The organism is Paenibacillus sp. PL2-23 (assembly GCF_040834005.1).
In the GTDB taxonomy this organism is placed as follows: Bacteria; Bacillota; Bacilli; order Paenibacillales; family Paenibacillaceae; genus Pristimantibacillus.
In genome coordinates this window covers 4,286,366-4,297,960 of sequence record NZ_CP162129.1, presented here as the reverse complement: position 1 = coordinate 4,297,960, position 11,595 = coordinate 4,286,366, and the positions used below count along the sequence as shown (strand labels likewise).

The 11,595-nt window shown below is 52.4% G+C and carries 13 protein-coding genes; all 13 read left to right on the top strand.

Annotated elements, in window-relative coordinates; translation table 11 throughout:
* The first annotated feature begins 9 nt into the window (after positions 1-9).
* The 13 genes from AB1S56_RS18960 to AB1S56_RS18900 all read left to right on the top strand — a co-directional run bounded on the left by AB1S56_RS18960 (position 10) and on the right by AB1S56_RS18900 (position 11,550).
* Complete coding sequence (locus AB1S56_RS18960; RefSeq protein WP_340871200.1) at positions 10-930, top strand: ABC transporter permease subunit; 921 nt, start codon at positions 10-12, stop codon at positions 928-930.
* Positions 931-960: 30 nt separating this feature from the next.
* Complete coding sequence (locus tag AB1S56_RS18955) at positions 961-1,878, top strand: carbohydrate ABC transporter permease (protein ID WP_340871272.1); 918 nt, start codon at positions 961-963, stop codon at positions 1,876-1,878.
* Between the two features lie 93 nt (positions 1,879-1,971).
* Positions 1,972-3,534 (top strand): ABC transporter substrate-binding protein, encoded by a 1,563-nt coding sequence (locus tag AB1S56_RS18950; RefSeq protein WP_340871201.1) that lies wholly within the window; start codon positions 1,972-1,974, stop codon positions 3,532-3,534.
* Between the two features lie 153 nt (positions 3,535-3,687).
* A complete protein-coding gene (locus AB1S56_RS18945; protein ID WP_340871273.1) occupies positions 3,688-4,545 on the top strand; it encodes an ABC transporter ATP-binding protein in 858 nt (285 codons plus the stop codon).
* Entirely contained in the window at positions 4,542-5,249 is a 708-nt protein-coding gene (locus AB1S56_RS18940; protein ID WP_340871202.1) for an ABC transporter permease, read from the top strand. The genes AB1S56_RS18945 and AB1S56_RS18940 overlap by 4 nt, the downstream gene beginning before the upstream one ends.
* Positions 5,246-5,971 carry a hypothetical protein gene (locus AB1S56_RS18935; RefSeq protein ID WP_340871203.1) on the top strand — a complete coding sequence of 242 codons (726 nt, stop codon included), beginning with the start codon at positions 5,246-5,248 and terminating at the stop codon, positions 5,969-5,971. The genes AB1S56_RS18940 and AB1S56_RS18935 overlap by 4 nt, the downstream gene beginning before the upstream one ends.
* A gap of 135 nt (positions 5,972-6,106) precedes the next feature.
* Positions 6,107-7,105: an L-glyceraldehyde 3-phosphate reductase gene (mgrA, locus tag AB1S56_RS18930; RefSeq protein ID WP_340871205.1), complete on the top strand. Its 999-nt coding sequence runs from the start codon at positions 6,107-6,109 to the stop codon at positions 7,103-7,105.
* Positions 7,102-7,929, top strand: coding sequence for an AraC family transcriptional regulator (locus AB1S56_RS18925; protein ID WP_340871207.1), 828 nt, complete (start codon positions 7,102-7,104; stop codon positions 7,927-7,929). Before mgrA ends, AB1S56_RS18925 begins: the two co-directional genes overlap by 4 nt.
* Positions 7,930-8,267: 338 nt before the next feature.
* Positions 8,268-8,537, top strand: a complete 270-nt coding sequence (gene rpsN / locus AB1S56_RS18920) for a 30S ribosomal protein S14 (RefSeq protein WP_340871208.1) — start codon at positions 8,268-8,270, stop codon at positions 8,535-8,537.
* A 16-nt stretch (positions 8,538-8,553) separates the two neighbouring features.
* Complete coding sequence (locus AB1S56_RS18915; protein WP_340871209.1) at positions 8,554-8,889, top strand: DUF3024 domain-containing protein; 336 nt, start codon at positions 8,554-8,556, stop codon at positions 8,887-8,889.
* 71 nt (positions 8,890-8,960) lie between these two features.
* A complete protein-coding gene (locus tag AB1S56_RS18910; protein WP_340871210.1) occupies positions 8,961-9,767 on the top strand; it encodes an ATP-binding protein in 807 nt (268 codons plus the stop codon).
* 71 nt (positions 9,768-9,838) lie between these two features.
* Positions 9,839-11,035, top strand: a complete 1,197-nt coding sequence (locus AB1S56_RS18905; protein ID WP_340871211.1) for a GTP-binding protein — start codon at positions 9,839-9,841, stop codon at positions 11,033-11,035.
* 20 nt (positions 11,036-11,055) lie between these two features.
* Positions 11,056-11,550 (top strand): hypothetical protein, encoded by a 495-nt coding sequence (locus AB1S56_RS18900; protein ID WP_340871212.1) that lies wholly within the window; start codon positions 11,056-11,058, stop codon positions 11,548-11,550.
* Positions 11,551-11,595 lie beyond the last annotated feature (45 nt).

Sequence of the window (11,595 nt, the reverse complement as noted above, 5' to 3'; positions counted from 1 at the left end):
GGGACAGAGATGAAATTACAAGCATTCTGGAAAGATCTGAAGCAATACAAGGTTCTATTGATCATGCTGCTGCCGGCGGTATTGTTCTACGTCCTGTTTGCCTACATTCCCATGGGGGGCATCGTGCTGGCTTTCAAGCATTACGATTATGCCGGGGGCGTATTCGGGAGTCCGTGGAACGGATTCGACAATTTCCGCTTCTTCTTCGACTCCGGGGACGCATACCGGGTGACGCGGAATACGGCGCTCTACAACATAGCGTTCATTGTTATTAATAACGCCCTGCAGATTGTTGCTGCGATTCTGCTGTTTGAGGTTGGCGGCAAATGGTTCCGCAAGATCATTCAATCCGCGTTGTTCCTGCCTTACTTTATCTCATGGGTTGTTGTAGGGGCGATTGCCTACAATTTGCTGAACTACGATATCGGCACCGTAAACGTGCTGCTGCGAGGTCTGGGCATGGAGCCTGTCGATATCTACAATACGCCGGCTTATTGGCCTTATCTGCTGGTGCTGGTATCCGCCTGGAAGAGCCTCGGCTATGGCACGGTCATGTATCTGGCGGCTATCACGAGCATCGATACGGAGATGTATGAGGCGGCGGAGATCGACGGAGCGAACATCTTCCAGCGTATCATGAAGGTGACGATCCCGAATCTGTTCCCGACGGTGATCATTCTGGTGCTGCTGGCGGTAGGCAACATCTTCCGTGGAGATTTCGGAATGTTCTACAACATGGTCGGCAACAACGGCATGTTATTCTCTTCGACGGATGTTATCGACACCTTCGTATTCCGTTCCTTGATTATGTCCAATGATATGGGAATGTCGGCCGCTGCCGGGGTATTCCAATCCGTTCTTGGCTTCATTACCATTATGGCCGTCAACTATGCCGTTCGCCGGTATGACAGGGATCGAGCGTTATTCTAAGCAGGAGGTAGAATTATGAGTACACAGGATATGAATGTAGATACAGCGTTCTCGAAAGCTACGGGAGTGAAGCAGACGGATCGCGCCATCTTTTCGGTCATCGGCTATATCGCGCTTACGATGCTGGCGCTGCTCTGCCTGCTGCCCTTCGTGCTGATCGTATCGTCTTCCATGACGAGCGAGGATAAGATCATTATGGACGGCTATCAGTTTATCCCGCTGGATTTCTCAGTGGAAGCGTTCAAGATATTGTTCAAATATCCCGACCAGATGGTCAATGCTTATCTGGTAACGATAGGCGTTACGGCGGCGGGCACGTTCTTCGGGCTGTTCCTGACCTCGATGACGGCTTACGCCTTGTCCCGCAAGGACTTCAAGTGGCGCAACAAATTTTCGTTTTTCTTTTTCTTCACGACGCTGTTCAACGGCGGGCTAGTTCCTTGGTATCTGCTTATCGTGAATTACCTGCAGATGAAGGACACCGTGCTGGCGCTGATCATTCCGATGCTCTTGAACGTCTTCTACATTATCGTGATGAAGTCGTTCCTGAGCAGCATCCCGGAAGCGATCGTCGAATCGGCCAAGATTGATGGCGCCGGCGACTTCCGAATCTATGCCCAGCTTATTCTGCCGCTCTCCAAGCCGGCGCTTGCAACGATTGGCTTGTTCCTGGCGCTGGCGTATTGGAACGACTGGTATAATGCGCTGCTGTTCGTCTCGGACGAGAAGCTGATGCCGCTCCAGTATTACCTGTACAAGATGCTGGGCAATATGGACGGCATGCGCAAGGCAATGATGGGCGCGGGGGCCGTTGTGACGACAGCCGTTCCGACCGAAAGCTTGAAGATGGCGATGACGGTCGTCGCGACCGGTCCCATTCTGCTCGCTTATCCGCTGGTTCAACGTTATTTTGTCAAAGGCCTCACGATTGGTGCTGTAAAAGGATGACCCCAAGGCATAAGCGCGCTGCTCCTCCGCAGGGAGACGCAGCCGGCTCGCCTCGGATTATCATACATTAATTATTATAGGGGGAAATAAGGCATGCTCAACAAATGGAAATTAAGTATGCTAGCTCTTGCGATGATGATGGTTTTCGTATTGGCGGCTTGCAGCGGCGGCAACAAAGGTACGGAGTCCTCGACTAGCGAGTCTCCGACCGCAGGAGCTTCTGAGACATCCGAATCGACTGGCGGCATCGACACCTCGAAGGAAGTGGTATTGAAGATGATCTTCCTTGGTCCGAAGCCGGTTGATTACGATCTGGTATTCGCGGAAATAAACAAAAAGCTCAAAGAAAAAATTAACGCTACTGTGGAAGGCGAATTCCTCGACTGGTCCGACTGGGCTCAGAAGTATCCGCTGAAGCTGGCGGCGAATGAAGATTTCGACCTGATCTACTCCGCGAACTGGGCTGGCTACAACGACCAAGCGCTGAAGGGCGGCTTCCTGGAGCTGACCGATGAGCTGCTGTCCACTTATGCGCCATTAACCTGGGAGAAGATGCAGCAGGTGAGCTGGGATCAAGCGAAGGTGAACGGCAAGCTGTACATGGTTCCGCAGAATAGCGGGGAGTCCGTGGAGAAGCTGATCCTGTACCGCGAGGATCTGCGCACGAAATATAATTTGCCTGAAATCAATAGCCCTGAGTCTTATGCCACTTATCTGAAGACTATCGCCGCGAACGAAAAAGGCGTCGTGCCATTTACGCCGGAGACGGGCGACTGGAAGTTCCATAACCTCGACCGCGTCCTGCTCAAGCAGCAGAGCGAATGGAATATGTTCGACCTGGATATGCCGTTTGCCTTTCAATTGACGGATGCGGCGGGCAAAATATTCAACGTATACGAAACGCCGGAGTTCAAGGACCTGCTCGTCTATTACAAGGATCTGGCAGACAACAACGCCTGGTCGAAAAACGTCTTGAACAGCAAAAACGATCATCAAACGGACTTCAAAGCGGGCAAAACGGCTTCCATTACGCATAACAGCGGCACGCTTGGCGCTTTGATGGCTCTGATGCGTATGGAAAACTCTCCGTACGAGGTTAAGCTTGCGGATATTAACCAAGGCAAGAAAAAATCCGTTGCGATCTCGACTCAGAACGGAACGTCCATTCATGCGACCTCCAAAAACATCGAGCGTTCGCTTATGTTCATCGATCTGATCCAGAACGACAAAGAGCTTCATGACCTGATGATGTATGGCATTAACGGCGTACACTATACGCCAGTTGGCGAAGACAAATTCGCGGCGACCGACAAGCAGCAGAACTTCACGGGCTTCTCGAACTGGAACTTCAACTCGCCGCTCAATCTGACGAACGAAGCGTTCCCTCAGGAAGCGTCTGACCTCGTGAAGAGCTGGGAAGCGAATGTGTACCACTATCCGCTCGAAACCTTCGTCTTCGACAACAGCAATGTGAAGTCTGAAGTGGCCAATGTCGGCAACGTCATGCTGCGCTACGCGATTCCGCTGGAGTACGGCTTGATCAGTGATCTGGATAAAGGTATCGCCGATCTCAACAAGCAGCTGAAAGCAGCAGGCTTGGATAAAATTCAAGCTGAGCTGCAAAGCCAGATTGACGCATTCTTGGCGAAGCAATAGGGGCACTTCCCTGCTTTGCAGGTCATATGCTATACTCGATTTATCTCAATAAAATAACGTGCAAGACCGGTGGAGCCTGCTCAAATGCAGGCTCCTTTTTGTCTTTTTTCGGGCTGCCCATTGCCGTTAACGCCAAAGGAGTGAAGATTCATGATGATTCAAGTGAAACAGCTTCGGTTCGCCTATCCCCAAGCCGCTGCTCCAACGCTGAGGGGACTCGACTTTTCTATCCAGGCAGGGGAAGTGTTCGGCTTCCTTGGCCCATCTGGTGCTGGCAAGAGCACCATGCAAAAGCTGTTAATAGGTTCCCTGAAGCAGTACGAAGGCGAAGCAAAGGTAATGGGTAAGGAAATCCGGGATGTGAATTCAGATTATTATGAAAAAATCGGAGTCGCCTTCGAGTTTCCTAACTTTTATCACAAATTGACGGTGCTTGAAAACTTGAAGCTTTTCCAATCGCTCTACTCAGGACCAACAGAAGAACCGAGGTCGCTGCTGGCGAAAGTAGGTCTGGAAGGAGCGGCGCATCAGAAGGTGTCGGAGCTGTCCAAGGGGATGAAGATGAGACTGAATTTTTGCCGTTCCATTATGCACCGTCCCGATCTATTATTCTTGGATGAACCCACGTCGGGTCTGGACCCTGTTAATGCCAAGATCATGAAGGAGCTGATTCTGGAGAAGAAGGCGTCCGGCACCACCATCATTATTACGACGCATAACATGCAGGCGGCAGAGGAACTCTGCGACCGTGTCGCGTTCATCGTGGATGGTCAGATCAAGCTGATCGATTCTCCCAGAGAGCTGAAGCTTCGATTGGGCGCAAGACGAATTTGCGTAGAGTATCGAGATGGAGGCGGCGGGCTGCTGGCCGAAGAATTCCCAATGGACGGGATTGGAGAGAACGAACGATTCTTACAGCTGCTTCGTCAGTATCCGATCGAGACGATGCATTCCCGGGAATCGACGCTTGAGCAGATTTTTATTGATGTCACGGGGAGAGCCTTGGTATGAGAAGAACATTCCTCACCATTGTATACGACATTCGGTTCCAGCTTCGTCACGGCTTCTACTGGGTTTATGCCATCATCTGCGCGGTATACGGATTACTGCTGCATTTCGTACCTGCCGGGTACAAGGAGAAGATCACGCTTCTGCTGACTTTTTCTGATCCCAGTGCTGTAGGTTTGATATTGGCGGGAGGGATTGTGCTGCTGGAGAAGGATCAGGGCATACATGCGAGCTTGTTCGTTACGCCGCTAAGGCTTCGGGAATATATGACGGCAAAGGCGGTTTCCTTATCGATTCTATCCTTGTCGGCGGCCTGGGCGATTCATGTGTCCTCGCTAGGCATGCCGGATCATCCGCTGTTGTTCTCCCTTGGCGTGGTGCTGACCTCAAGCATGATTACATGGTTATCGATCGGCGTGGTTGTCCGGACGGAATCCATTAACGGCTTTATTCTGCTGTCGCAATTGTACGCCATACCCTTTATAGTGCCTCTAATCGGCTTTTTCGGAATCGGTCCAGCCAGCCCGTACGCCGTTATCCCCACATCGGGGTCGCTGATTCTATTGCGTTCCTCTTATTCGGTCGTAACCGCGGGAGAGGTCGTATATGCAATCAGCATCTTGCTGCTCGGCAACATCGGCGTCTACGTATGGGCAAAGCGGTCTTTCAGTCGTAAAATATTAGGGGATGGGGGCGTGTTTGGATGAAGAAGTACCGCATGCTTCTTATGAACGATGTTCGGAACATGGTTACCGACCCGATGCTGATGGCTAGTCTGATCGGCCCGCTTGTTCTCTTGTTCATCGTGAAATATGGATTTCCGCCGCTTGACGATTGGCTGGACCAACGTTACGGGTTTCAGTTATCGGCGTATGCCGCGTTCATTGCTTCTTTTCTGTTAACGGTGATCCCGCTGCTTCTGGGGTCGATGGCCGGTCTGTTGATGCTGGACGATCGGGACGAGAACATGATCGCTTATTTCGGAGTGACCCCGCTAGCGCGCAATGGCTACTTTCGTTATCGATTGTTTTTGCCCAGTTTGCTGACGCTGCTCATGTGCGGATTGTTTATTCTGTTTTCCGGAATTGCCGATGCAGGGGCGGACAGCAGCTACGGCATCGTGCTGCTTATGCTGGAGGCGCCTTTGCTTGCTTTATTCCTTACCGCTTTTGCCTCCAATAAAGTCGAGGGATTGGCGCTCTCCAAGGCAAGCGGGATCTTGTTCCTGGGACCTGTCGCCGCTTATTTTGTCCCGGAGCCGTGGACTTATGTTGGCCTATGGATCCCTTCCTATTGGCCGGCGCAGAGCTACTTGGCATCGATGTCCGGATTTCCTGCAGCTTCTTTCGGATGGTTCGCCGGCGGGCTTATCCTCCATGCGATTCTGCTGGCAGGGCTGCTGCAAGTGTTTCTCAGACGAATCGATTGATTGCTTGAAGGGTCTGAGCTTGGTAACAAGCATTTCGCCATATCGTTCGAGCTTCTTGCTATATGAATTTGGCCGGAGTGTTGTCATAATAAATCGTAGGAATACGATACTAAACGTTGCGGAGGGATTGAGATTATGCCATATACAGCTGACGAAAGCCGATATAACCAAATGGTCTATAATCGCTGCGGAAGAAGCGGCATCAAGCTTCCGGCCATATCGCTTGGTCTGTGGCACAATTATGGCGGACAGGATGTGTTCGAGAACGGGCGGGCTATCGCACGGGCGGCCTTTGACGCGGGTATTACACACTTCGATCTGGCCAATAACTACGGACCGCCTTACGGTTCGGCGGAGGAGTCGTTCGGTCGAATATTGAAGAAGGACCTGGCGCCTTACCGGGATGAGCTGCTGATCTCTACCAAAGCGGGATATGATATGTGGCCGGGGCCTTACGGCGATTGGGGCTCCAAGAAGTATCTTGTGGCCAGCCTCGACCAGAGTCTTCGTCGGATGGAGCTCGATTATGTGGATATCTTCTATCATCATCGTCCAGATCCCAACACACCGCTGGAAGAGACGATGGCTGCTCTGGATCTTATCGTTCGCCAAGGCAAAGCGCTCTATGTGGGACTCTCCAACTACAGGGAAAAGGAGGCCCGCGAGGCCGCTGCCATCCTGAAGCGACTAGGCACGCCGTGTCTCATTCATCAAGCCAGCTACTCCATACTGGACCGATGGATTGAGGATGGCCTTCATAACGCCATGAATGAGGAAGGCGTCGGCATTATCGGATTTGTGCCGCTTGCCCAGGGTGTCCTGACGAACAAATATTTGAACGGCATTCCGGCTGATTCTCGGGCTGCCGGCCATAGCCGCTTCCTCAGCAAGGACAGCATCACAGAGTCAAAGCTGGCAATTGTGCAGAAGCTGAACGAGCTTGCCCGGCAGCGGGGCCAAAGCTTGGCGCAGATGGCGCTTGCTTGGGTGCTTCGTGAAGGCGGCGTATCCTCCGCTCTGATCGGCGCCAGCAAAGTGAGCCAGATTGAGGAGAACGTCAGGACGCTGGACAATCTCGCGTTCTCGGACGAGGAGCTGCGGCTGATCGATGAGATTTCCAGAGGAGAAGGATGATCGAATTTCTGCCCCCTAACCTGCATCAGCTTGACCTTCATCTTGTTCAATTCGGCATGGAGCAATGCCCGCCGAATCATACCGTTGGGCCCGGCGTAAGGGATTATTACAAAATTCATTGCGTGCTGGAGGGGGAGGGCGACTTCGAAATTGCGGGCAATGCCTATCATCTGGGTCCGGGACAAGGCTTCCTGATCAGTCCCGGCACCGTTTCCCGCTACGCGGCGGATGAGGTGCGCCCCTGGCGTTATTGCTGGATCGGCTTCGATGGCATCAAAGCGGCGACTTTGCTTGGCCAGGCAGGGCTGTCCAACGAGCGGCCTGTATTCCGCGCAGAAGATGCAGCCTTCTATGAAGGCTTAATCCAGCGAATGGAGAGTACAAGCTATATGAAGGCCGGTCGTGTTATGAGGCTGACAGGGCTGCTGTACGAGTGGCTGTCCGGTATCATCGAGACGGGATCGACTGTGCCCGCCATTCTCGTGCCGCAATCGCGGGAGCGCTACATTGCGCAAGTCGTTCATCTCATTGAAGCGAATTATGCAAGCCATCTTACAGTAGAAGACATCGCGCGGAGCATTGGCTTGCAGAGGAGCTATCTGAACGCCTTATTCCACGACGAGATGGGCAGCAGTATTCAGGCGCATCTCATTGCTTACCGGATGAGGCGGGCCTGCGACTTGCTGGTCTCGACGAAGCTCGCGGTTGGCGATATTGCCCGGTCTGTTGGCTACGACGATCCCCTCGTCTTCTCCAAGATGTTTCGCAAGACAATGGGAGAGTCCCCGACGGCGTACCGCGCTGGATTGATAATTGAAGAGTGAGCAAATGCAACTAAAAACCCACCCCTAGGCTGCCGGGCCGATGGTGGGTTTTTATTGTCGCATATCATTTCATGCTGAAGGTGCAATGAGGGCTACCACATAGTGACGGTGACGGGAAGCCCCCCCCCAATATTCCAGTTATCCTGTTAAGCGCCAAGTCTGATCGTGCTGTCCGGTATCGGGGCCCTTACCTATACCTCCTTTCTTGATGCGATCTTGTTGCTGTAGCCGGACACTGACATTCGGGCTAAGTTCGGCTTGCTCAGTACTTGCAATGTGGATAATTTGCGCTTATAATTAATCGTAATAATTACTATTATGTGAGGAGCTATATCCTAATGGCTAAGAAATCGAAGGTTGTCAAAGAAATGAAGCGTCAGGCTACCGTTGCCCGTTACGCCGAGATTAGAAAGCAATTGAAGGAAAACAAGGATTACGAGGGTCTGAAGAAGCTGCCGAGGGACGCATCGCCGACTCGCCTGCATAACCGCTGCCAAGTAACCGGCAGACCGCATGGCTACCTGAGCAAATTCAAGGTGTCTCGTATCGTGTTCCGGGAGCTGGCCTATAAGGGCCAAATTCCTGGTATCAAGAAGTCTAGCTGGTAATTGTTCGAGGTGAAGGATGATGGACCTATTCACAGTCAGAAGGCTTGAGAAAATTTTGGACGGCTACATAGAACTGAAGGTTCCGCATAACGTGCGTTCTTCCGTCAGACTGGTGTACGAGTGGGACGGCGATTTGTTAACCTTATGCGAGAGAAGGCCAGCCTATCCTGAGCGGGAATGGAGCCGCGCCAACATCGCGCAATTTCGACTGGAGTCTGGGAGCTGGCGCGTCTACGCGAAGCAGGAGGACGGGAGCTTCCAGCCCGTCTCTTCCATCGTTCCGGACCCTGACTTCGAACGGCAGCTGGAACAGGTGGAGCTCGACGCGGAAGGACTGTTCTGGATTTCTTGAGTATCGGAAGCGCTAGGTATGACTAGTCAGCCAGTCTATGGGGCAATTTTCACATCAAGGGAGAAAGTTAGATGGCTAAATCGGCAACAAACTCGCGGCTTCCGCGGGCCAAAGGCATAGACATGGCCGCTTATTATGCGGCAAAGGAATGCACGAAGAAAGTAAAGCGGATCGTATTGCCGCCTCAGAACCGGCAGATCGTTGAGGAGTTTATTACGATCCTGGCCATGAAGGACAAATTCCAGCAGCACGACGTGCCGATACCGAATAAAGTGGTGATGTTCGGCCCTCCAGGGACGGGCAAGACGCTAACGGCATTCTATATGGCCTCCAGATTGGAGCTGCCGCTCATTCTTGTTCGGCTGGATGCTATCATCCACAGTCACCTTGGCGAAACGGCGAGCAATGTGCGCAAGATATTCGAGTATGCAAAAGCATCGCCATGCGTATTGTTTCTGGACGAATTCGACGCTATTGCAAGAACGCGGGAAAACAACGATGAAGTCAAGGAAATGGCTCGGGTTGTCAATACGCTGCTGCAATGTCTCGACGAATTCGAGGGCGACAGCATCTTCATGGCGGCTACCAATCTGGAGACAGAGCTGGACAATGCGATCTGGCGTCGCTTCGATACGAAGATGTCTTACAGCTTGCCCGATGAAGCGGGCAGAGAGCAATATATTTCGTTGCTGCTTGGCGAATTCGAACATGAAGATGGCGTTAGGGAAATCGCTTCAGAGCGATTGGCGGGCTGCAGCTATGCGGATATGGAACAGATCGTCCTCAAGGCTAAGAGGAAGGCAATTATTGAGGATTGCGTGCTCCGGACGGCTCATATCGACGAAGCGCTGGCCGAATATCAGCCCAAGATGTGTTGAGCTTTTAAGCTCGGCACTTTTTCTTTCGGTATTAATCGTAATTATTACGCATTTTGAAGGGGGAATATGGAATGAGCACTCTGCAGGCAGAACGCAGGATCCCGGTGACGGTGCTGAGCGGCTATCTCGGCGCGGGGAAGACGACCATTCTGAATCATGTTCTGAACAACCGCGAGGGTCTTAAGGTTGCCGTTATCGTCAACGATCTGAGCGAAGTGAACATCGATGCGGAATTAGTGCGTGAGGGGGGCGGCTTAAGCCGGAACGAAGAGAAGCTGGTGGAGATGTCCAACGGCTGCATCTGCTGCACGCTCAGAGACGATCTCTTGCAGGAGGTGGAGCGTCTGGCGATGGAGGGGCGGTTCGATTACATCCTCATTGAATCGACAGGGATTGGCGAGCCGCTTCCGGTCGCCCAAACCTTCACTTACGTAGATGAGGAGCAAAATATCGACTTGTCCAAGCTGACCCGGCTGGACTGTATGGTGACGGTCGTTGATGCTTTCAACTTCTGGCAGGATTTCAACTCTTCGGAATCTTTAAGCCAGCGGAATCAAGAGGCTGGCGAAGGGGATACAAGACATGTTGTGCATTTGCTTACCGATCAGGTAGAGTTTTGCGATGTGCTGATTATTAATAAGTGCGACCTGATCAGCGAGGAAGAGCTCGTGAAGCTGGAAACCGCCTTGAGGGGGCTTCAGCCGCGCGCGAAATTCATCAGGGCCAGTCAGGGGAACATTAATCCCAAGGAGATCCTGAATACAGGCCTGTTCGACTTCGATGCGGCAAGCCAGTCGGCCGGATGGATTCAGGAGTTGCAGAAGGAGCACCATACACCGGAAACCGAGGAGTACGGCATCTCTTCTTTTGTCTACACGCGCAAAATTCCTTTTCATCCGGAACGACTGCTGAAGTGGATGGCGAAGTGGCCGAAGGCGGTGGTCCGCTCCAAGGGGATATTGTGGCTGGCAACTCGCAACAACACGGCGATCTCCTTCAGTCAGGCGGGCGTATCCCGGCAGCTTGCCCCGGCAGGCTTGTGGGTCGCGTCTCTGTCGGAGGATGAGAGAAAGGCTTATTTCGGAGAGAATTATCCCAAATCGCCTGATTGGGACGACGAATGGGGCGACCGCGTGACCAAGCTTGTATTGATTGGCATTGACTTGGATAAGGAAGCCATCAGCCAATCGTTGGACGGAGCGTTGCTGACCCCCGAAGAGATGAGCGGCAATTGGCGTTCACTCGCGGACCCTCTGCCGGCATTCTAATGGCAATGGAGCGTGATGGATTGGCTTACGTACAAGGGATCGAGGAATCGGAAATCGTGATTAGCAAGCATGAAGAGCAGCGTTGGCGAGACAGGGAGAAAGAGCTGAGCAGGTGGATCGCAACTCCTAAGCCTGTCATTCGAGCCAAGCGGACCATATGCTTCAGCGGGACCCATGTGGATGCGGAGCTGCTGCCGGCGCTTACAATACTCAACCAATTGGGGATCGCAACGGAATATTCTTGCGCGGGAGTGAGTCTGCGGGATGAGCCCGTTGATCATTCATTGTATGCTTACATAACATTTCCCGCATCCCCCCAAGCGGATGCTTTTGTTAAGCTTGCGATGGAGAGAATGAGACATCGGCTGCAGGTCTCCTATGAGCCGGGGCGCAACCGGTATGACTTGTCCTCCTTCTACATCGGACACAATCGCTCCTTCTGCTTGTTGATGGAGAGCTGTGCCAGAGCGTTGCAGGAGCAAGAGAACCAAAGAGACTCTGTCGATATGAGTTGACTTTGTCTATCGTAATCATTACAATTAGTAATCGTAACGATTACA

Coding starts and splice junctions, on each gene's coding strand:
- rpsN (WP_340871208.1), top strand. CDS start 8,268: ATGGCTAAGAAATCGAAGGTTGTCAAAGAAATGAAGCGTCAGGCTACC.
- AB1S56_RS18950 (WP_340871201.1), top strand. CDS start 1,972: ATGCTCAACAAATGGAAATTAAGTATGCTAGCTCTTGCGATGATGATG.
- AB1S56_RS18910 (WP_340871210.1), top strand. CDS start 8,961: ATGGCTAAATCGGCAACAAACTCGCGGCTTCCGCGGGCCAAAGGCATA.
- AB1S56_RS18960 (WP_340871200.1), top strand. CDS start 10: ATGAAATTACAAGCATTCTGGAAAGATCTGAAGCAATACAAGGTTCTA.
- AB1S56_RS18945 (WP_340871273.1), top strand. CDS start 3,688: ATGATTCAAGTGAAACAGCTTCGGTTCGCCTATCCCCAAGCCGCTGCT.
- AB1S56_RS18925 (WP_340871207.1), top strand. CDS start 7,102: ATGATCGAATTTCTGCCCCCTAACCTGCATCAGCTTGACCTTCATCTT.
- AB1S56_RS18940 (WP_340871202.1), top strand. CDS start 4,542: ATGAGAAGAACATTCCTCACCATTGTATACGACATTCGGTTCCAGCTT.
- AB1S56_RS18935 (WP_340871203.1), top strand. CDS start 5,246: ATGAAGAAGTACCGCATGCTTCTTATGAACGATGTTCGGAACATGGTT.
- AB1S56_RS18955 (WP_340871272.1), top strand. CDS start 961: ATGAATGTAGATACAGCGTTCTCGAAAGCTACGGGAGTGAAGCAGACG.
- AB1S56_RS18905 (WP_340871211.1), top strand. CDS start 9,839: ATGAGCACTCTGCAGGCAGAACGCAGGATCCCGGTGACGGTGCTGAGC.
- AB1S56_RS18915 (WP_340871209.1), top strand. CDS start 8,554: ATGATGGACCTATTCACAGTCAGAAGGCTTGAGAAAATTTTGGACGGC.
- mgrA (WP_340871205.1), top strand. CDS start 6,107: ATGCCATATACAGCTGACGAAAGCCGATATAACCAAATGGTCTATAAT.